General features: G+C 29.0%; 24 protein-coding genes and 1 pseudogene. 24 read left to right on the top strand and 1 reads right to left on the bottom strand.

Features of this window, described 5'->3' with window-relative positions; genetic code table 11:
* Window positions 1–183 precede the first annotated feature (183 nt).
* A complete protein-coding gene (locus tag KPL44_RS23700) occupies window positions 184–618 on the bottom strand; it encodes a hypothetical protein (protein ID WP_216255639.1) in 435 nt (144 codons plus the stop codon).
* Between the two features lie 575 nt (window positions 619–1,193).
* On the opposite strand from KPL44_RS23700, the gene KPL44_RS23695 reads away from it, so the two are divergent.
* The 24 genes and pseudogenes from KPL44_RS23695 (at window position 1,194) to KPL44_RS25625 (ending at window position 21,230) form a co-directional block, all read left to right on the top strand.
* Complete coding sequence (locus KPL44_RS23695) at window positions 1,194–1,526, top strand: hypothetical protein (protein ID WP_216255638.1); 333 nt, start codon at window positions 1,194–1,196, stop codon at window positions 1,524–1,526.
* Between the two features lie 72 nt (window positions 1,527–1,598).
* Complete coding sequence (locus tag KPL44_RS23690; protein ID WP_253201926.1) at window positions 1,599–1,811, top strand: DUF4839 domain-containing protein; 213 nt, start codon at window positions 1,599–1,601, stop codon at window positions 1,809–1,811.
* 287 nt (window positions 1,812–2,098) lie between these two features.
* Window positions 2,099–2,230, top strand: a complete 132-nt coding sequence (locus KPL44_RS23685; protein WP_367302972.1) for a DUF3006 domain-containing protein — start codon at window positions 2,099–2,101, stop codon at window positions 2,228–2,230.
* A gap of 466 nt (window positions 2,231–2,696) precedes the next feature.
* Window positions 2,697–3,788, top strand: coding sequence for a hypothetical protein (locus KPL44_RS23680; protein ID WP_216255636.1), 1,092 nt, complete (start codon window positions 2,697–2,699; stop codon window positions 3,786–3,788).
* A gap of 245 nt (window positions 3,789–4,033) precedes the next feature.
* Window positions 4,034–4,525, top strand: coding sequence for a tetratricopeptide repeat protein (locus KPL44_RS23675; RefSeq protein ID WP_216255634.1), 492 nt, complete (start codon window positions 4,034–4,036; stop codon window positions 4,523–4,525).
* 62 nt (window positions 4,526–4,587) lie between these two features.
* The gene (locus KPL44_RS23670) at window positions 4,588–5,307 is read left to right on the top strand and encodes a tetratricopeptide repeat protein (RefSeq protein ID WP_216255632.1); all 720 of its coding nucleotides are present in this window, start codon (window positions 4,588–4,590) and stop codon (window positions 5,305–5,307) included.
* On the top strand, window positions 5,294–6,109 hold the full coding sequence (locus KPL44_RS23665; protein ID WP_216255630.1) for a ribonuclease H1 domain-containing protein: 816 nt from the start codon (window positions 5,294–5,296) through the stop codon (window positions 6,107–6,109). Before KPL44_RS23670 ends, KPL44_RS23665 begins: the two co-directional genes overlap by 14 nt.
* A 30-nt stretch (window positions 6,110–6,139) precedes the next feature.
* Window positions 6,140–7,243 carry a type II toxin-antitoxin system RnlA family toxin gene (locus tag KPL44_RS23660; RefSeq protein ID WP_216255628.1) on the top strand — a complete coding sequence of 368 codons (1,104 nt, stop codon included), beginning with the start codon at window positions 6,140–6,142 and terminating at the stop codon, window positions 7,241–7,243.
* Between the two features lie 34 nt (window positions 7,244–7,277).
* The gene (locus KPL44_RS23655) at window positions 7,278–7,670 is read left to right on the top strand and encodes a hypothetical protein (protein ID WP_216255626.1); all 393 of its coding nucleotides are present in this window, start codon (window positions 7,278–7,280) and stop codon (window positions 7,668–7,670) included.
* A gap of 522 nt (window positions 7,671–8,192) precedes the next feature.
* Window positions 8,193–8,444 (top strand): hypothetical protein, encoded by a 252-nt coding sequence (locus KPL44_RS23650; RefSeq protein WP_216255624.1) that lies wholly within the window; start codon window positions 8,193–8,195, stop codon window positions 8,442–8,444.
* A gap of 765 nt (window positions 8,445–9,209) precedes the next feature.
* Window positions 9,210–9,851, top strand: coding sequence for a DUF1643 domain-containing protein (locus tag KPL44_RS23645; protein ID WP_216255623.1), 642 nt, complete (start codon window positions 9,210–9,212; stop codon window positions 9,849–9,851).
* A 1,544-nt stretch (window positions 9,852–11,395) separates the two neighbouring features.
* Complete coding sequence (locus tag KPL44_RS23640; RefSeq protein WP_216255622.1) at window positions 11,396–12,130, top strand: hypothetical protein; 735 nt, start codon at window positions 11,396–11,398, stop codon at window positions 12,128–12,130.
* A 760-nt stretch (window positions 12,131–12,890) separates the two neighbouring features.
* Complete coding sequence (locus KPL44_RS23635; RefSeq protein ID WP_216255620.1) at window positions 12,891–14,015, top strand: McrB family protein; 1,125 nt, start codon at window positions 12,891–12,893, stop codon at window positions 14,013–14,015.
* A 242-nt stretch (window positions 14,016–14,257) separates the two neighbouring features.
* The gene (locus KPL44_RS23630; protein WP_216255617.1) at window positions 14,258–14,563 is read left to right on the top strand and encodes a hypothetical protein; all 306 of its coding nucleotides are present in this window, start codon (window positions 14,258–14,260) and stop codon (window positions 14,561–14,563) included.
* Window positions 14,538–14,909, top strand: coding sequence for a hypothetical protein (locus tag KPL44_RS23625; RefSeq protein WP_216255615.1), 372 nt, complete (start codon window positions 14,538–14,540; stop codon window positions 14,907–14,909). Before KPL44_RS23630 ends, KPL44_RS23625 begins: the two co-directional genes overlap by 26 nt.
* Window positions 14,893–16,581, top strand: a complete 1,689-nt coding sequence (locus tag KPL44_RS23620) for a DUF2357 domain-containing protein (protein WP_216255613.1) — start codon at window positions 14,893–14,895, stop codon at window positions 16,579–16,581. The genes KPL44_RS23625 and KPL44_RS23620 overlap by 17 nt, the downstream gene beginning before the upstream one ends.
* 118 nt (window positions 16,582–16,699) lie before the next feature.
* Window positions 16,700–17,458 (top strand): hypothetical protein, encoded by a 759-nt coding sequence (locus KPL44_RS23615; RefSeq protein WP_216255611.1) that lies wholly within the window; start codon window positions 16,700–16,702, stop codon window positions 17,456–17,458.
* Between the two features lie 25 nt (window positions 17,459–17,483).
* Window positions 17,484–17,921, top strand: coding sequence for a hypothetical protein (locus tag KPL44_RS23610; protein ID WP_216255608.1), 438 nt, complete (start codon window positions 17,484–17,486; stop codon window positions 17,919–17,921).
* A 15-nt stretch (window positions 17,922–17,936) separates the two neighbouring features.
* Complete coding sequence (locus KPL44_RS23605; RefSeq protein ID WP_216255607.1) at window positions 17,937–18,200, top strand: DUF4176 domain-containing protein; 264 nt, start codon at window positions 17,937–17,939, stop codon at window positions 18,198–18,200.
* Between the two features lie 175 nt (window positions 18,201–18,375).
* Window positions 18,376–18,798 carry a hypothetical protein gene (locus KPL44_RS23600; protein ID WP_216255605.1) on the top strand — a complete coding sequence of 141 codons (423 nt, stop codon included), beginning with the start codon at window positions 18,376–18,378 and terminating at the stop codon, window positions 18,796–18,798.
* 18 nt (window positions 18,799–18,816) lie between these two features.
* Window positions 18,817–18,924, top strand: coding sequence for a DUF4176 domain-containing protein (locus tag KPL44_RS23595; RefSeq protein WP_216255603.1), 108 nt, complete (start codon window positions 18,817–18,819; stop codon window positions 18,922–18,924).
* Window positions 18,925–19,198: 274 nt separating this feature from the next.
* Window positions 19,199–19,786, top strand: coding sequence for a hypothetical protein (locus KPL44_RS23590; RefSeq protein ID WP_216255601.1), 588 nt, complete (start codon window positions 19,199–19,201; stop codon window positions 19,784–19,786).
* A gap of 23 nt (window positions 19,787–19,809) precedes the next feature.
* Window positions 19,810–20,127: a DUF2357 domain-containing protein gene (locus KPL44_RS23585; RefSeq protein WP_216255598.1), complete on the top strand. Its 318-nt coding sequence runs from the start codon at window positions 19,810–19,812 to the stop codon at window positions 20,125–20,127.
* A 130-nt stretch (window positions 20,128–20,257) separates the two neighbouring features.
* Window positions 20,258–21,230, top strand: a pseudogene (locus KPL44_RS25625) (nuclease domain-containing protein).
* Window positions 21,231–21,835: the final 605 nt, after the last annotated feature.

The following is a 21,835-nucleotide window of genomic DNA, read 5'->3' as shown; positions in this document are numbered from 1 at the left end:
AATTACAAAGTAACAACATTTATAAACTATAGTAACATTTTTTCATAATTAAATAATTCAATTATTTTGCTTAAAGAAAGAGAATACACAAAATAATTTACACCCTCTTAAATTTGGATAATAGTCCTTTATTCATAGGTACATTGTTTTCAGCCAGAGTTTTCACATAATTAGTAAAATCTATTAATTGTAGCTTATCTGTTGCATCAATGTTCTTACTTTCAATATATACTTTATAGCTTCATCAAAGGTAATTCCAGTATTAATAGTTGCATTTGTTTGTGATCCTATTATTGATTCGTGAGCATTTTGAATATTAAAGGTTTGTTGGTTTAAAAATGGTTCATTCTTCTCTTTATTTATTGATTTAGTAAGTTCTAAGTCAATATAATCAATGAGAGGTTTTGATATATCATTGGTACCTAGAATTATTATCTCATTAATCCATTTAGTAGTTGGATATAAAGTCCATGCAGCATAATTAATTATATTGCGGGTATTTATTTTATTGTTCCAAAGAACGTCATAGGCAACTTTTACAAATTCTTTTAGATTATTAGGTTTTTGGTATTGTTCAAACTTAAATGCTGGGTTTGATTTTTTATTAAAATATTCCATATAATTAAAGGTATTTTGAGAAATTGGTTTAAGAATATCAGAAATTGCGTAGGTAATGTTACAAAATTCTTTGAAGCTTGATAGGTTTGCAAGCAAATGCAGCTTCTGTTGATTCTAATAAGTAATTTGAATTTGAAATAAATTCGTTTTGAATGTCTATTAATTCAACATAATTCATATATGTCATCTCCTTATGGTGATAGTATTCTACAAAACAATGTAAGAACCTTCAAATACATAAAATCATAGAATAATTGACCATTAATACATCCATATTTTGAATATGGTAAACATTTATATATAATATAAATTGAGCTATTATGTAACTATTAACAAAGACATAATAAGTGTTGCTTTCTTATTCATATTTTTATAGCTTTTATAGCTAGGTAATAGCACTAATATATTATGCTTATTGTATATTTTTAATCCCATCTAATTTTATTGGATCTATAGGGTTTATTGCAGTTCCATACATTGTTTTTGCGATAAAAGATAGAAAGAAATTAAAGGTTACAGTTGAACGCAAACCTATTATATTTAATAAAAAACTCAATATTATAATTGCAATAGTTATGGTTTGTTTACTTGGCACTGGTGCAAATTTTGTTTTATTTCAAAATAAAAAAGATGCACAGTTAGTTTCTGAAAAAGAAATTATAGCTATTCAAAAGGGTAAAGATGATGCTGCTGCTAAAGTTATATCAGATGCAAAGGCTGTAGAAGATAAAAAAATTGAAGAAGCAAAAGCCATAGAAGATAAAAAGATAGCTGACATTCAAGTCATTAAACATAAAGAAGCAAATGAAATACTAACTATCAAAGATAATGAAGAGATGGAAGCCGTTTTGACAGTAAAGGATCCATCAAATCCAATTGCTAGCAAATTTGAAAAAATATGCTGGTAGAACTATTAAATTTGATGCAAATATAGCATCTATGGCTTAACATGAGGATTATAAAACAAGATATGAGCATTTTTGATAAATGCTGGTGATTATAGTAAAACATCTGCTATTGGACCTAATTTTAAGTTCGAAGATGTGGGTATTTATGATTTACACCTTACTGGTTCTAAAGTTCCTGGAAATATTAGCGAGAGACAAAAATTCCGTTTTACTGCTAGGGTTAAAAAATATGATAAAAGTTCTCAACTTTTCTTCCTTGAACTAGTTTCTGCTGAAGTAAGATGAATGGACTAATTACTAATAGGAGAGGACATTATAGCAAACTACAATTTACAGCCAAATGAATCTATAATTATGAAGAGCAACAGAGTGTTTCACGGTGGGTTTATGGCATCATATACTAATGAGCTAATTTTAACTAATGTGAGTATTGGTTTAGTCAGTAAGGCACTTTTGGTAATACTTAAAATATTCATACGTACACAATCAATCAGATAAAAGTATTTAACGGATGAGCTTAGGCGATTTTGCGGTATGCGAAAAGGAAGATAGGCAAATGCTAGACATTAAAAATCAAAATCCCTATTACAGTTAAAGAGGGAGATGTCCTTAGTATAACTAATGATAGGATAAACATAGATACTGATGAAACTGATAAGAGAAAAAAAGAGATAGAGGAATTTACTAAGGATTTGTGGAAATAGTTTTATGGAGCAGAGATGCTCTTTTTTTTATCTAAACACAGGTGAGAAATTAGAAATTGTGTGCATGGGAGTACTGTATTAGTCTATAAAAATCACTGTGTTTATTAATTAATATACATAGGGCAATATCACGGAGTTTTATTATTTCAAACAAAAATTAAAGGTAATTAAGTTTATTTGTAGAATATTGGTATTATAGTAAATGTAATGAAAAAAATAAAAATATATCTATTTTAAAAATATTAGTATATGAAAGCAATATTATAGTACTAACTAAATGGAAAGTAGAAATAAAATAATATACACACCACTAAAAGGTAAATGAAGGGAGGAAATAGTCTTTGGCTAAAACAGATAAACAATAGAAAAATTGTAATTTTGATTTCATATTATGTGTAGAAGGATAGGAAAAGTTGTTTATCAAGGTTTTATATAAGAAACACATAATCTTAAATGAGGTGACTAGATGGTTAAAAGAAATCCAGAGATAACAAGGAGAAATAAAGAAATAAAGATATTAACTGAAAAATTACATGTATTATTGCCACAAGTTCTTAAATTAACAGGTTATGAAAGTGAATCATCATTAAATGCTAAGTTTGGTAGTAAGAATGCCGATTTTATTGATTTGAATAATGCGGTTATTATATCACCTCAACTTTATGTTCAGTCATGGTTGCAGGGATATATGGATTATTTAGATTTGCTAGGGGAATTTAGATACAGTAGTAGATATTATTTAATGTACCAAGAAATAATAAAATATCCTACCGTATGGGAATATTTAAAGCTGTTTTTGCAGAGAACCTACTTGAGAAATATAGATGCATTATCAAGAAATCGTCCAACAATTGAAGAGTCTATTATGTGGATTGGACAAGAGAATGCTTCATATGGGTTACTTGTAACACCTAGATTTAAGAATGATAACTGGGAAAATGATAAAAGTGAAATTAGATACTTTAAAAAAGATTATTGGACAATCGGGCATGTTTTGGAAACTGGACTAGTTGTTCCGTTTGAGGATGAAATAATTACATTTAAAGACGTAAAACAATATTTGACATTTTTTAAGCAGACATTGGTAAGAGCTTCTGGATCAAAATACGAGAAAGAAATTTCTAAAAAATACAGCGATTTTGTTTTAAACTCAGACTTCCCAGAAAAGGTACCTTTATTAATTCCTGAATTTAGATATGGTGGATTGGAAAAAAAACATAAATATAGATTAGACTTTTGTATAATAGATCCATTCAGTTTAAATAAAATTGGGTTTGAACTATCTCCTTGGTCAACACATGGACAATTAACAGGGATAAAGGGTAAAAGCCAAAAACAAGTTAATGAGGAAGCAAAATGTAACTTTGAAAAAGAGATGAAAAAGCACAAAGATTATTATAGAAAATATGGAGTGTTTTCATTAATATATACTGATTCTGAATTACAAAACATCGATGGAATTTTTGATGACATGAGGAAATACTTAGAACCAAATCAAGTAGGAATTCAGTTAAGACTAAGTATATATGATGAGTTTTTAAAATATGATGCAAAATGAAAGAAATGGATTTATATAACATAGTAAAGTATTTTAATAGAAGCTTCAAACATTAGTTAATTTTATGCCTGAGGTTAGAGAAATCTAGCTGCATTTTTTTAATATTGCATAATTATCATAAAAATGCATTAAAAATAAATCTGAGGCATATCTTTTAATTTATGTAAATATTATATTAGGAAGGTATTTACAAAATAATGTTGAATATTGGTATATGATGTATTTTTCGTGTTGAGGTGATATAAATGATCGAGGAACGTATAATTGCAAAGAAGCTTAGAAAAGAAGGTAATTTGAAGGAAGCAGTTGTAATTTATAAAAAATTATGGGGATCTTGCAATAAAGGAAATGTGGATGTTTGGTTAGGATGGGAATATGCAGATACATTAAAAAAGCTTAATATGCTTGATAATGCAATAAGTGTTTGTAAACAAATATATTTATCTAAAAAAGGCTTTAAATATAATAATGATTTATTATCTTGGTGTTTGTATCAAAAGTTTTTTAAAAATTTGGATACAAAAGAGAAAGAGCTTAACCTAGGGCAAATTGAGAGCATTGCAAGATTTATAATTAATAATACGCAACAAGATATAAAATTGCCTTATGAAAAGACTGTTTGGAAAATTATCAAACTATTTAAGGAACTATTTAAGGAACCGTTTGATGCCAGAAAAATAGGGCTGTGGTTAGATAAACTAAATGTAGATCTATTAAAGAGCAATGGTATTACTTAAAATGTAAGGTAGCTAGTGAATTAGGACAATTTAAGGAGTCCATTAATTGGTGTGATGTTGCAATGTTAAATATAAATAAATTTCATAATGATAGAGATGTTTGGATGCAGGCAAGGAAAGCAGAGTGTATATCGCTTTTAGGTGATCCAGAAGCAGCAATTAATTTACTTGAACAACTGTTAGTTAAGAAGGATCACTGGACTATTCATAAGACAATCTTTCAGATGAAAATAGATTTAAAGTATTATGACGAAGGGTTGGGCCATGCCTTTATGGCAGCACTTACAAAGGATCCACCAGATAAGAAAATTAATTTATATTATAAAATAGGGCAAGTATTGGAAATGAAAAAGGAATATAAGTACGCACTTATGCATTACGTTTTTGTTAAGCAAATAAGAGTAGAAAAGAAATGGAATATACCTAGTGAGTTAATACAATGTATTGATAGGTTAAGTGTCAAAGATGAAATAAAAACAGATAATCTTCATATGCAACTTAGAGACTATTGGGTAAGTCAGAAAATTTTAATATCAAAACGATTTGAGGGTTTCATTATGAAATTTCTACCGAATGGAAAAGCTGGGTTCATTAAAGTTAAAAACAATAGCTATTATTTTAGAACTAGTTCAATTTTATCCTTAAAAAAGGACGTTTTCAAAGATGTAAAAGTCTCTTTTAGTCTAGTAGATTCTTTTGATATTAAAAAAGGTATATCAACAAAAGAAGCCGTGGATATATTATTGACTGAAGACAAGGAGAAGAATAATGGCAAAAAATAAATATTATGCAGTAAAAATTGGGAAAGTCCCTGGTATATATGAATCATGGGAAGAGTGTAAGAAAATGATAGATGGTTTTAGCAATGCTGATTATAAGGCCTTTGGAAAAAAGGAAGATGCAGAGGCGTTTATAAACATTGAAACTAAACACGAAAATAAAAATATAATTATGAGCACTTTGGATACTGCAATTGCATATGTTGATGGTAGCTATTCTGATACTGCAAAAATGTATTCCTTTGGATGTATTCTAATAACACCATCGGGTGAAATTATCAAAAAATCTGGTCATGGTAATGATCCAAAAGCATTAAATGTCAGAAATGTTGCAGGTGAACTTCAGGGAGCAATGTATGCAGTAAAACTAGCATATGAATTGGGATACAAACGAATTATTATTAGACACGATTATATCGGTATTGCTAGATGGTATTTGGGAGAATGGAAAGCAAAGGACTATATTTCAAAAGTATACATTGATTATATGTTAAAATACGGAATTAAAATCAAAATATTATTTGAAAAAGTTGATGCTCACTCAGGGGACAAGTATAACGATGAAGTTGATAAACTTGCTAAGAGTGCATTAAGAAGTAATCAAAATGAGAGAAGTGAGTATAGCTATGCTACAAGAGAAAAACTGATTAAGTTTATTCATGAATCTATAATGGATTCTAGTGAAGTTACAGCATATTTAGGTATTACAAGTCAAAAGTTATCATCACTAAATAGAAATGGAAAATTGAAATCAATAAAAAAGAGTATATATCTAAAAATGGATGTTGATAAACTAAAAGATTAATAATGTTAAATACATTTGGAGGAATTTATAATGGTGGATAAAATTAAAAAAACTATGGATGAATTGATGGAGGAATTAGAGGGAGTTTGTGAAGTTGAAGGTGTTAGTTTTGAGTGTGAGAAGAAACATGAAAAGCTTACTCAGGTAAATTTAAACAATAATTCTATTTTGAGAATTTATAATACAAAAAAAGGATTAAAAATTGATGATTCTATAGTCCAAGATGGGGAGCTTGCGAATAGAATAGTGAATAAGTGGAAAGAATTATATTATGTCAAAGTGGAAAATAAAAATTATACATATAAAAATGTAAAAAATCCCACAAATATAAAGGATGAATTAATAGGATTAGACGAAGGTGACTATATTGTGAGTGATGGTGATGCTAAGGGAAATGGATGTATATTTTCTATAGTGATAGCAGATCATATAGTACATGAAAAAGTTACCGTTAATTTTTATAATACAAATAATTTACTTGTTCAAGGATATACAGGTAATCTGTGGGAAAGAGTATGTAGAATTGTAGAGTTAAATAATGAATGTGATGTTAAAGACATCCTTAAAAGAATAGAAACAGATGCGTTAAATATAAGAGAAAATAAGGTCGATGATTTTAGTAGTTTCGAGAAGAATTTAAAAGAAAATTTAACAGAAGATGTATACAATTTTCTAAGTGTAGAAGATAGAGAATATTTATTGTCTGCTCAAATACTAATAGATCAAGAAATTAAGTTTCCTAGATATAATACTGTTTTATGTCCAGCAGCATTATCCATTGAAGGATTCTTCAAAAAATTACTTGTAAAACTAGAAATTGTTAAAAGATGTGAGGTTGCAGATTGTAGATTTAAATTTGGAATTATATTTAATGATAGGCATAGACTTTTAGATTCAAAATATAAAGATATGAGAGTAGCTGAAGAGGATAAGAAAGAAGTGAAAGCTACTATAGAGAGGTTATATACAAAGATAAAAGCCTTTAGAAATCCAGCAAATCATAGTAGTGGAGGTATGGGTACTAATATCCTGAATGTTAGAACATTTGAAAGGTGTAAGGGTATTTATAACAATGATGTAATAAGCTTTATAAAGAATTCATATTATAATGTATACAAAAAAGATTTTATTTGATACTATTAAGTAGAGGAAGGTAGGTGGAGTAGGTATGATAAAAGAATATTGTTTATCTTTAAGTGAAGATGAATCTTCGCTTGAGAAGCCAATCCTTTATGTAACGAATTTTAATAGCAGTGAAGAAAATATATGTATTTTGCAATCCACGTCACTATATAATCCATGTGATTATGTACAAAATTTGTTTTATAGAGTTTCGGAATTGAGCCCAGGAACTTCAAGTATATTTATTGACCTAAAAAAATTCTATGGTAATTATACAGATTCTTGGTTATGGAAATGTACTTTTGTTCTAGATTCCTTTTGTAAGTTAGATGATGTTATTTTTGAAGATATTCAAAGTGTCCAGTTATCTACTTGTGAGGATATTGCATTAAAAGAGTATTTATATAATTTTATTAATAATGAAGAAGCTCTGGCATGATATTAGTAATGAGCATTGACCTTTTAAATTGTTTATTTGGTTAAATAATATTAATTCATATAATATCGAATAATTAAAATAAAATTTTATAATAAATAATAGAAGAAAATGAAAGTGAGTAATAATATAAAAAGGTATTGATGATTAAAACCAGCTCCAGGAGTTATCCGAGGAGCTCTATTTTTTTGTAGCAATTTTAAAAAAAATATTTAGATGCCTAATATTATTAAAACAGTACCAAATTTACAATATTATTAATTAGATTAATATTTATAATGCATTGGTATAGCTATGGAGTTAGATAATTCGAAATAAAACAACACGAGCAAAAGAACTCATGTTTATATTATAAAATATGTGTAAATAAAACTTAGCAGCGTAGTAATATCATGGGTTGTAAAAGGTTATAAAGAATTATATCCGCTATAAGATTTCTGGGTACTATTTGGATACCGAAACTAAAAAAAACATGGGAAAACAAAGGTGATGCTAGCCTCAATTAGAGCTAATTTGCCTATCGGTATGAAGATAGTACCGGATGATAACAATATAAAGGTAGGTAAGTTAACATATAAGGATGACTATATTGGGAGATTAGGAATAAAACAAGAGTGTGATAATATCATTGTTAATGTAGAATTTGAAGATTATGATGCTAATTGTGTTCCTGATTCCGTAGATTTTCCTGTAGATGATGAATTAGAAATGTATCCGATTATTAATTATATAATTACAAAATTCAATTATAAATTTCATAGTAAACCTTTGAATTAGTTCGAAAAATGAAAAAGGGTCGATAGGTTTGCCCCTTCTTTTGCCCCTTATAGTTTAAAATAAACAGGTATTGCTTAAACTTAGTTAAAAAGTAAAATGGCTATTTATAAGGGATTAACGATAGTTTAAACTTAATTAGAACTGCTTCTTTCGAATCTGAAGGCCGGGGGTCTGTACTGGTTATCAAGCAGTGATCTTGTTTTAAGTTCGAAATTTATTATTAGGTACTATAATTTCTAATTTTACAATTAAAACTATTATCGATAAGATGTTGGTACAGCTGCTATTTGAGGTAATTATAAATAACACAACCGTAACACAACACGAGTAAAAAAGTACATGATTAAGAGTAAAAATATGTGTACGTAAAAATTTAGAATACAATGATATCAGGGATTATAACAGGTAGTGAAGAATTATATATAGTGTGTCCATAAATCTGAAGGTCGTGGGTTCCGACTGGGTATAAGCTGCTGATTTTGTTTTTACTTATTAAACTATTATTTATACTATTATAATTAAAAGATAATAGCAGAGAAATCTATTGTTGGTGTTTATTTTGCTGGAGATCACATGAATTTACTATAGGGTACTTTAAGTCAATATTGTGTAAACATTGATATACAAGGGTTTACAAAATGTAGCCTAAGTTAAGATAGCCTATCTATCACACTACGAACCGGTTGGCGCCTTATACCTTCCCCTTGAGACCCTCATATGTGTATTGTAGTTATTAAATTTTGTTAATAGTAGGATGGTGAAATAATGGCAAAATCAATTAAATATCCTAAATTTGTAATTAGAAAACCATGTTCGGACAATAGAGATATTAACAATAATATCAAAGTAAGAAACTTAATTAGTGTAAAAATTTCCAATAATAACAATAAAAAAGTGCTTTGCGTGATGATGAATCCAAGTAAAGCAAATTCTGAGCAATCAGATATAACTGTAAATAAAATTCTGAATTTATTAAATTCTGTTAAATATAATGTTGGCATTATTGAAATCGTAAACTTATATCCAGTATACAAAACCAAATCGGGGGAACTATTTAATACTCTTCAGCAACTTAGGAAACATGGAATTGAAGTTTATGATAAGAAAATTAAAGAAAATGACCAATTAATTAAATCTAAGATAGAAAGTACAGATGTAATTATCTTTGCTTGGGGAAAGTCACCAAAACACATGCCGCGTAAGACATATAAAGCACAAGGTGAAAAGATTTTAGGATATGTCTTAAAGAATAAAAATAAACATTTGTATATATTCAAAACAAATAGATGGACAAATTTATTAACTAATTTAGGTAATCCTAGACATCCAAGTAGAAATACCCTTGTTGGAATAAGTGCATGCGAGGTTGATAGTTCTACTAGTAGCATATGTATAATCAAAAAATAATAAGAGGTATTATTTATCTTAGTTAAAAAGTAAATTGAGTAGTTGTAAGGGATGGTGATTATATATATATATATATATATTTAAACCAGTTCCTGATGAATCTAAAGGTCTGGTGTCTACTAGGGGTTTAAGTTTTAATTTTATTAGGGGGGTACTATATATAAATAATAGTACCCAAATTTATTAGTTTGAAATAAATTTATGTTATTAAGGAACTGGTATAACTATGGTTTAAGGCAATTAGCAATAACACAACCGTAACACAACCTGAGTAAAATAATGCATGATTAAAAGTGAAAGTATGTGTAAGTTAGAATTAAGAATATAGTAATACCAACGATTATAACAGACTATAACAAATTACATTTATTGAGCCGGTAAACCAGTTGGTCGCAGGTTTGTAGTAGTTATAATATGAAAATGTATTTGCGTCTTATGTTTGAGTTCTATTATTGGGCACTGTAAATAAATAACAGTACCCAATTTTATAATATTATCATTTGAATTAATTTGAATAATGCATTGGTATAACTAAGGTTTGAAGTAATTTAAAATAACACAACAATAACATAACACGAGTAAAAAGTATATGATTGAAAGGGAAGATATGTGTAATAAAAATTAAATTCATAGCAATAACAACGATTATAACAAGTTATAACATAGTGTATTTATCGTGTCTATAAATCTGAAGGGCGTGGGTTCTATTGTGCTATTTATCTAGACAAAATTAATGGTGGCAATACCACCGTATTGTCACCGATACATACAATATAATTAAATAAAAACAGTTAATATTTAATTGAAAAAATAATGTTAATCAATTCCATAAGTGGCTTAATATCAATGATTATATGATGATTTTTAATATATATAGATAAGCTAAAATATGAGTTGTAAACAAACACCTCATGTGGAGTGTGTGACAAAGATAGAGAGTGTGTAAGGGCAACATCCATTGTGTTTAATATGCCTTTTGAAAAATTAGAATGAGTTAATAAAATTATATACAATAAAACTGAAAGAATAATAGAACTACGTTAATAGTTATTAAGATACTCTTGAAAAAAGTTATAAATTAAGTCGTCAGTAGTATCAAGTCTATCAGTGGATTCTTTAGTTAATATTTTACTTGTATTTTTATTAGTAATAGTAATCACCTAAATATTATTACAACATAAAATATGTAATTTATGAATGAATTTACTGGTAACTAGTTTGATATATGACATATGCTTATTTACTTAATAGTACTACAATTTATATAAATATGTAAGAAAAGAAGGAAATTACCTCTCGATTGTAGAATGTATTTTTAGGAAGATGATGAATATGGTAGAAAAAGCTATAATTGAATAAATTGCAAAAGAGTACAAGATAGATTTAACTTTATATTTATCATTCAAAGAACAATGAAGAAATCTCAAAAACAAATAGTGATTATTAACAGGAAACAGCATCTGTTTATTCAGGTGATTACGGTTGCATAATAAATTAGAGGATTTTACCATTTTATTGCAAATGATGGTCAGGGGGTGGTATGAATGTTTTGGAATAAAAAGAAAAGACTAGTATCAAAAGTTGATTATAAGAAGTACGTTAAAAAATTTGAAGAAAATAAAACTGATAAAAAAGAAAAAGAAGACTATGAAGATATTCAAATATTATATAATAATATAAAGTCTTTTTATTATACTCAGATTAAAAGTAAACAATTAAAAGTAAACATAGAGAAAGTTAGACTTGAATCAGAAACAGGGAAATACTTAGATCCATTCAATATTCAACGGATTGGGTTATTTATAGCAATATGTGCAGTAATATTCACGTTATATCTTCAAGGTTCTAATATCTTTAATTTCCATATTAAGTATTTTGGCGATTCAGTTTCAAATATTATTAATGCATCTTTAGGAGCGGTAACTTTCATTATTCTTATTTGCTGTATGGGTAAGAATCTATATAGTGATAAAGATAAAAAGCAAAATATGCAGTTTTTCATTAATAGCATAAGATTAAAAGTATTAGATGATATTGAAAAGGAAATAGCTGAAGAACAAATACGAAAAAAAGAAGAAGCAGACAAACTAGAGAAACGACAATGGATAGAACAAAGGTTTAATAGAGGAAATCTATTTAAAAGAAAGTTTATTAATGTTGAGGATGAAATTGGGGCTACAATAATTGACAAAGATGATAAAGAAAAAATAATTAATTACCCAATAAGAGTAATAAATGGGTTTATTAATATTGTGATGAATAAGAATTTAAATAGATAGATAGACATATAGATATGAAATTAATTTATTACACTTGGAAAAACAATTGTACTTTATACTGAACTAAAAAGAAGTAGTATCCAAATTACTCTTGAACATTTATTGTGAAAGTTGATATAAATGTACTCAACAGAAGAAAAGAATACTTTTACTGCAATTGAAATGTTTAAATTCGCGGAGCTAATGGAAGAATAAGGGTACAATGCTTACACTGGTGGAGCAAATTATACAACTGGAAAAACTAAGATTTTTTTTGTTTGCAGCAAAACAGGAACTTATTTATAAAGAAAAATTTTCGGAATTTTCCATACAGTTAGAACTATTTTAAAAACCGAAACTGAATTTATATTCAATACATAGAATGTGCATAGCCTAACTCGAAAACAGGTGAACGTGTTAAAGCGTTCAGGGGGTTCAAATACCACGTTCTCAGCCAAAGTCAAGGGCTCTAGCATATTGTGCTAGAGTCTTTTTCATATGCCTTTTTCTTCAAAATGGGGTTTGTAGCAACATAGTTTGTCTACTTCAGATCAAAACTATGTAAAGTACCTGACCCTCGAAAATAGTTGTTAAAATAAATGAAATAAAAATATTTTAAAAAATGTAAAAAATGTAAAATAACAGAAGGGATTTCCAGCAGGGAACCCCTTAAAACATATCTTGGTTAAAAGTTAAGCAAGATATGTTGAATAACCCAATAAAGATTATCCTTAATTATGATAGAATTACCATATGATAAAGTGAAGAAGGTGTGTACTAAATGGAGAAAAGTAAAAAAGATTCATGGGTAGATACGGCTACTGGAAATGAAAATTTTTTAGGAAGGAAAACAGTAGATAAGAGTACTTTTAAATATGGAACTACAATCCCATTAAGATATCACAAGGTTTTTCTAAATAACTTATCAGATAAGTTATCTTTTGGAAAAAGTATAAAGGTAAAGCTATTTATTAATAAAAAAGAGTTTTCTGCAATGGCTTTATGGCCAAGCTCCAAGGGAAGAAATGGAATGACCGTACAGCTTAGATATAGTAACAAAGCATTGCTTGAAATTTTAAAAGAAAAATTAGAAGTAAGTTATGATTATATTGTTCAATATGAAAAAGAAAATGATAAGAAACCTACAACAATTCCAGCAGAATATCAAGAGTATATAGATTTCTATAAAGGTGATAAAATAGATACTTTTGTACTTGAACTAATTCCTAAATCAAATAGCATATCAGAAGATGAAGAAATAGATGATGAAGAGATTATAGAAGATGAGCTTGATAATGAATTTGATACGATAACAAATATTAATAATGAAATTACATATATTCATAAATACATAACAAGTAAAGGATTTTATTATACAAAAGATTTGATTACTAATTTTTATCTTAGTTTAAAAACCAAACCTTTTGTTATTCTCTCAGGCATTTCAGGTACTGGGAAGAGTAAAATAGTAGAACTATTTGCACAAGCAGTTGGTGCTAATTGTGATAATCAAAGATCCCAACTAGTTCAGGTTAGACCAGACTGGTCAGATGCAACAGATCTATTAGGTTACAGAAACATTGAGAATAAATTTGTTCCAGGCATTATTATTATTGATGCTGCTTATGAGGCCATGAAAAACATTGATAAACCTTATTTCTTATGTCTTGATGAAATGAATTTAGCCAGAGTAGAGTATTATTTCAGTGATATTCTATCAACTATGGAAACAAGAAATATAAAAGATGATGAAATTATAACTCAAAGATTGTTAAGCAGAGCTCAATTTGGAAAAGATGAAAGAGCCTATGATAAATATGGTGACATTTATATCCCACAGAACTTATATATAGTTGTAACTGCAAATATGGACGAGACTACATTTCCTTTTAGTAAAAAGGTATAGATATGGATAATACTATAGAATTCAATAAGGTGGACTTAAGATACAGTTTTGAGGAAGTAGAGGTTAATGAGCTTTTACCTAAAAACTATCATAATGACTTTTAGAAATCAGAGTATTTAAAAATATCGAGTTGCAAAGATGAAAAGGATACAGCGACTAATGTTATAGATAAATTAATTGAAATAAACAATATTCTTGAAAAGTACCAACAACATTTTGCCTATAGGGTACGTGATGAAATAGTGTTTTATGTTATTTATGCTGTCAAGAATAGTTTATTTACATTTAATAAAGCTATGGACTACTCCATTGTGCAGAAGATATTGCCTAAAATAGGTGGTAGCAGCCCTGAAGTACTAGATATATTAGTAGAATTATTTAACAACTTAAATAATACTAAATACAAAAATGATGGGTACATTGAGGATGCATTGTTAAAAACTATGGAAAATCAGTGTTTAAGCAGTGAATACATATTAAGTAGTGAAAAAATAATGTATATGATCAGGAGGTTCCTTCGAGATGGATTCACAACCTTCTGGCAATAATTTTGAGCTGTTATTTATAGAAACAGAAGAAGTGTATTTTTCTATAAAAGGTAATAGGGGAGCTGCTGGTTACGGTGAGTCAAAATCACTCACTATTATGGTAGAAGGCAAAGAACATGTAGAGGAGACTAGTCAGTGCCTTTATTTTAAAGAATACACTAATTATGAAATAGTTATTGAAAGAAAAAATAAAACTAACATAGAGTTTTACCATGAAAATACTAACATAAGAAACAAAGTAACACCTACAGGTAGAGGTGGAAACATCCTAAGTGGAATAATTAATTTCAGAGGAGATATAGGTTACTCAGATCTTTATGTAAAGGTAAATGGAAATATTCATTAAAAAGGTAACACTCGACACTAAGGAAAATAGATTTCTAAAATTTATGTTAATAACTATAATTCACAAGATAGATAGTTTTATAAGAACTTATACATCAACACCTTGGAAAAAGAATGAGGATATTATAAATAAGTTAAACACCATGAAGAAAGCAATAAATAACAAACTAAAAACCTCATTTTTAAAGGATGTAGGGAGTGATTATAGGAATACATCTATGTCCTTAGTTTTTAATATGGCAAGTGGATATAGAGAAATATATAAGTATTATTTGATGCTGCAAAAGGGATTAAGTATTAATAGTAATATATTTTCATTATCAATGAAGGAACTTAGTTTACTATATGAGTATTGGTGTTTTATAAAGATAAATTCGCTACTTAGAAAGAGATATAAGCTTATAAGTACAGACTTTATAAGTATAAATAGAACAGGAATATTTGTATCACTTAAAAAAGGCGTAACGTCTACATTGGTATATGAGAACACTAATACAAAGGAAACTTTTAAAGTCAGCTATAATGCAATTAAATCACGAAAAGTTAGTAGCTTAGGGTCTAGGACTGAAGGTAGTAAAATAGTAACGCAAAAGCCTGATAATATGTTATCTATAAATAAGCTTGGTAGCGACAAGGATTATGAGTTTGTATTTGACGCAAAGTATAAGATAGACACATCAATAGAATACCAGAAAAGTTATGGTGGCATTGGGCCTAAGGAAGAAGACATAAATACCATGCACAGGTACAGAGATGCAATAGTATATAAAAATAATAAAACAGGGGTCTATAACAATTGTGTTTTTGGAGCATTTGTATTGTTCCCATATAAGGATGAAGAGGCATACAAAAATCATGACTTTTATAAGAGTATAGAAGAAGTAAATATAGGTGGTTTTCCATTTCTTCCATCAACAACAGGACTCATGGAAGAGTTCTTAGACAAGCTAATAAATGAATCCTCATATTCAACCTTTGAAAGATCACTTGAGCCTATAGGACGAGAGAGTTATATAAAAGATGAATACTTTAATGATAGAACAGTTCTTGTAGGGTCGCTGAGAAATAAAGAGCAACTTGAAATAAATCTAAAAGGTAAGTTTTATCACACTAAATGTGACAATATTAATCTCGCAGAGCATAATATTAAGTTCGTAGCACTAGCACAGTCAAAGAGACAGTTTGCAGGTGAAGCTGGTATAACTTATTATGGCAAGGTGATAGATATAAAAGTTGTGAAGAGAAATACTATAAAGGAAATACCTAGTGAGTCTGAGGAAGATTATTATGTTTTTAAAATTGAGGGATGGGACAAGCTCTATAGGAAAATTGAAGTAAAAGGTTATCAGGTTCGAAGGATTATTTACACTACTGAGTATTTACTCCATCATGCTGTGATAGTTACTGAGCTTTTTATAAAATCTAAGGAAGAGTATAGACTATGGCAAGAGCTTAGGAGGATAAGTTCTTTAACTGAAACAGAAATAGGGGAAAGTATTGATAAGGATAGTAGAATTAAGGAATTTTCTATTGAAGGAATGAAGATATTTATTAAAGATGAGGAAATCAGGGTAGAGTACAATGGGAAAGTTTATGATTTTAGTAGGGGAGAGTTTGAGAGGAAGCCTAGGGGTGTAATGGAGAGAATAATTAAGTTTGGGGGGGGAAGTTAAAACATTCTATTTTGAAGTAAGGTATATACTATCTATGGTGACTTTAATTTAAGGAATGTCCAAATTGAGATTTTAATAAGAAAATTATTATAATAATTTTTGGTAATTAAATGATTAAATGGTTGATATAACAGGAATACATAATGTAATAAACAAATTTCAGGAATCAGAAAGTAAGTTAGAACATGATGTAAAGGAGGCAACTGTGAGTGGCTCGCTTTTTACGCTTGGTGCAGGGATTTTATCTCCAAGTGCTCTAATGTTGCTAGGGAAAGGAAGTAGTGGTCAAGGTACTGAAAGTAAAAAGGGATTTAATTCAGATAATAAAAGTGAAGATGGCCTTAGTTTTTGGGATAAGGCCGTAGGTGCAAAAGTTACTTCTGGGTTAGTGGCTTCAGCAGATAGAAAAAGAGCTATTGATATTGAAAAAGAGTATGGCACTGGCTCAAAAATATCGCCTAATCAACACTCTAACAATTTAAAAGATATGGGAAAAAAACATTATGAGAGGCGGAATCTTTTAAGGGATATTCCTAAGGAAGATAGAAACATAGAAAAGGCTATACCTAAAGATAAAATGCTTGGTAAGGGTTTGGGAGTTGTAACTTTAGCATTGACTGGACTTACCGTGGTTGATGATTTTGATAATAATAGAACAACGCCTCAAAAGCTTGAAGCATCTAGTGTCGATGTTGGAATGACGGGTGTTGCTTACGGTATTTCAACTGGAGCAGTTGCTTTAGTAGGTGGTATATGTACTGTTGTTGCGGCACCAGCAGTTGTTACTGGTGCTCTTACAATTCTTGCTGTTGGTATAGTAGGGATTGGAGCAAATTATGCAACTAGTGAAATAAAAAGTGCATGGAATCTTCGGTAATAATTAATTATATAGGGAGAAAAATATGAAAAATAAGCATGAAAATATTATGAGAAATATTGGGATGTTCACATTTGTTATAATAATGATTTTTATGAAAGTCAGCGGTGTATCTACACAAATATTTGTAGGTATTATATTTTGTACGGGATGTATAGTGGGTGGTGTTTACCTAAATTATAAAGGTGCTAAAAAAGGACTTAAAATGGCAGGAGCATTTATGTTTTGCTTGGCATTTGCTGGTCTTCTTGTAATTCTCAGTCAATATTTTAATAGTTATAATCTCTGTATACCTGCACCTGCATGTATATTTTTAGGATTTTATTTAGGATATAAAACAATAGTTAGATTTGGTGATAAAGAAATAATTAATCAAGTAAAAAAACCCGTTATAGGATCATTGATAGCATTAGCATTATTTCAAATATTAATGGTGCTACCTTTGTTTATAAAAATCGGATAGGAGTGGTGACTTAAAATGAATAAATATCTACCAATAGGATCTGTAATTCTTCTAAAAGAAGGGGAAAAAAGATTAATGATATATGGTTTAGAGCAAAAGGAAAGTGACTCAGGTAAGATCTGGGATTACGTTGCTTGTCTTTTCCCAGAAGGAAATATAGATTTAGAGCATACATACATATTTAATCACGAGCAAATAGATAAAATATATCATTTGGGGCTTCAAGATGAAGAACAATATGAATTCAATAAAAAATTACAACTTCCTACAAATAAATAATAATATATGTAGTTGTAATACCAAAGACTTCAGAAGGAAATTTATAATTCCACTGAAGTTTTATTTTTATAGTAGGTATACAATATTTAATATATAAATTTCAGAAATACGGCAACAAGTAAAATAAAAAGCACATGGAATCTTCGGTAATAATTAAATGTATAGGGAGCAAAATATGAAATATAAACATGAAGATACTATAAAAAATATTTCTATGTTCGCATTTGTTTTAACAATGATTTTGATGAAGGTAGGAAACGTATCCGTACAAATATTTTTAGCTGCTACAAGTTGTATGATTTGTACATTTGGGGCGATCTATTGTGCATATAAAGGTTTTAAAATGGGAGCAGAAATATTGCTTTGCCCTGCCCTAATTGGTGTTTTGGTCATGCTTAGTCAATATTTTGATAGTTATAAGATAGCTGTGCTAATACCCACTATGTTTATTGTATTTTTTATAATTGGGTATAGAATGATTGTTAAAATTGGCGATAAAGAGCAAATCATAAAAATGAAAAAAAAGGCAATTCTGGGTGTAATTTTATGTTTGATATTTCAGATAGTAATGATAATACCATTATTTATAAAAATTTGATAGGAGAAGTGGCTTAAAATGAATAAATATTTACCAATAGGTTCTGTAATTCTTCTTAAGGATGGACAAAAAAGGTTAATGATATACGGTGTAGAGCAAAAGGAAATTCATAATCAATTACTTTAAAAAAAATAATATTAATGATAATCATATAATGGTGCTTTTAATGCCAATTGCTTTAATAGGTTTTTGTACACTGGATTTAGTAAAGAAAAAGATTATACTAAGTATATGTGTATTATCAGTATACGAAATAGTTATGTTATATCTTTTTTTAATATTACACAGATAGGAGCGATTAATTAATGAATAAGTATTTACCAATAGGTTCAATAATAGTATTAAAAAGTGCAAATAAAAAATAGCATCACAAGGTATATCTGGGATAGTAGCATCAGATATGAAGAATGTTACTGGTATTGCAGTTGGTGCAATAGGTGTCAATATTGGAATACAACATTCTAAGGGAGTTAGTGTACAAGGTGATGAAAGTAAAAAGGAATTTAATTCAGATAATTATAAGGAAGACAGCCTTAGTACTTGGGATGCCGCAGTAGGCGCAAAAGTTACTTCGGGGTTAGTAGCAACATCAGATAGAAAAATTGCTATTGGTATTGAAAAAGAATATGGTGCCGGTTTCAAAATATCGGCTAATCAACGAGATAAGAATTTAAAAGCGATGGGATATAACCGTGGGTATAGACGTAATTACCTAAGGAAGATTTATAATACGGAGTATTTACTCCATAATGCGGAAATAGTAACGGAGCTTTGCATAAAATCTAAAGAAGAATATAGAGTATGGAAGGAGCTTAGGAGAATAAGTTCCTTAACTGAAACAGAAACTGCTAAAAACATAGATAAGGATAGTAGAATTAAGGGATTTTCTATAGACGTAATGAAGATATTAAGCAATTTCAGTCGCAAGCTCCTTCAAAAAATCCCACGGGGGATGTGGATAAACCATGAATATGAGCCATTCTGCTAATTATTAATGCTGCATAATAGACTATGAAGAAAGCAATAAATAATAAACTAAAAACATCATTTTTAAAGAAGGTAGATAGCGATTACAGAAATACTTCTATGTCCTTAGTTTTTAACATGGCAAGTGGATATAGAGAAATATACAAATACTATCTAATGCTGCAAAAGGGATTAAGCATTAATAGTAATATATTTTCATTATCAATGAAGGAACTGAGTTTACTATATGAGTATTGGTGTTTTATAAAGATAAATTCGCTACTTAGAAAGAGATATAAGCTAATAAGTACAGACTTTATACTGTTAATGACATTTCAGAAGGAAAGTCTCCTACATCTATAAGTTGGAGTTATATGCTATAACAAAGAAAAAACTTCATAGGTAGTAAAAATATCCTTCTGAAGTCATTAATATTGCAGCTTCGCAGAAGATGAATTAATAGAACTGGAATATTTGTATCACTTAAAAAGGAATAACATCAACATTATCATATGAAAACCTTAACACAAAGGAAACTTTCAAGGTCAGCTATAATGCATTTAAATCACGAAAAGCTAGCAACTTAGGTTCTAGAACTGAAGGCAGTAAAACGGTAACGCAAAAGCCTGATAATATGTTATCTATAAATAAAATTGGTAGTGATAAGGCCTATGAGTTTGTATTTGACACAAAGTATAAGATAGACACTTCAACAAGAGTACCAGAAAAGTTATGGTGGCATTGGGCCTAAGGAAGAAGACATAAATACCATGCACAGGTACAGAGATGCAATAGTATATAAAAACAATAAAACAGGGGTCTATAACAATTGTGTTTTTGGAGCATTTGTATTGTTCCCATATAAGGATGAAGAGGGATATAAAAGTCATGACTTTTATAAGAGTATAGAAGAAGTAAATATAGGCGGTTTTCCATTTCTTCCATCAACTACAGGGCTAATGGAAGAGTTTTTAGATAAGCTAATAAATGAATCCTCATATTCAACCTTTGAAAGATCACTTGAGCCTATAGGACGAGAGAATTATATAAAAGATGAATACTTTAAGGATAGAACAGTTATTGTAGGCTCGCTAAGAAATAAGGAGCAACTTGAAATAAATCTAAAAGATAAGTTTTATCACACTAAATGTGACAATATTAATCTAGCAGAGCGTAATATTAAGTTCGTAGCACTAGCACAGTCAAAGAGACAGTTTGCAGGTGAAGCTGGTATAACTTATTATGGCAAGGTAGTAGATATAAAAGTTGTGAAGAGAAATACTATAAAGGAAATACCTAGTGATTCTGAAGAAGATTATTATGTTTTTAAAATAGAGGCATGGGACAAGCTCTATAGGAAAATTGAAGTAAAAGGGTATCAGGTTCGAAGGGTTATTTACACTACTGAGTATTTACTCCATAATGCGGTGATAGTTACTGAGCTTTGTATAAAATCTAAGGAATAATATAGACTATGGCAAGAGCTTAGGAGGATAAGTTCTTTAACTGAAACAGAAATAGGTGGAAGCATTGATAAGGATAGTAGGATTAAGGGATTTTCTATTGAGGGGATGAGGATATTTATTAAAGATGATGAAATCAGGGTAGAGTGCAATGGGAAATCGTATGGTTTTAGTAGGGAAGAGTTTGATAGGAGACCTAGGGGTGTAGTGGGGAGGATAATTGAGATTGGGAGGGATGTTCCTAATTAGGATATCCTATAAAACACAAGAGAATGATAATATTTTCTGTATAGAAAAACTATGGAGTGATACAGATAATAATTTTATTTGAAAGAAGCTTTGCTTGAGGCTTCTTTTTTTTATTTTATACAATAATCGTGGAATATTTTGATTATTCGACAAAATTAAACTATAATATACATAGATTAACAAAATATAAAATAAGATATGGAGCTATAAATATGAATGAGGTAAATATAGATGATAAGGAACTAACACATAAGTTGCTTATAAAGTGGCTTGATAAATTGACATATTTAAGTGATTTGAAGAGACAGAGGCTTTATGCTATGGCAAGCAATTATTATAATAATACTAGTTTTTTGCTG

It is taken from the genome of Clostridium sp. DSM 17811, from assembly GCF_018861905.1.
In the GTDB taxonomy this organism is placed as follows: domain Bacteria; phylum Bacillota; class Clostridia; order Clostridiales; family Clostridiaceae; genus Clostridium_AD; species Clostridium_AD frigoriphilum.
This window is presented reverse-complemented; position numbering and strand designations above follow the sequence as displayed.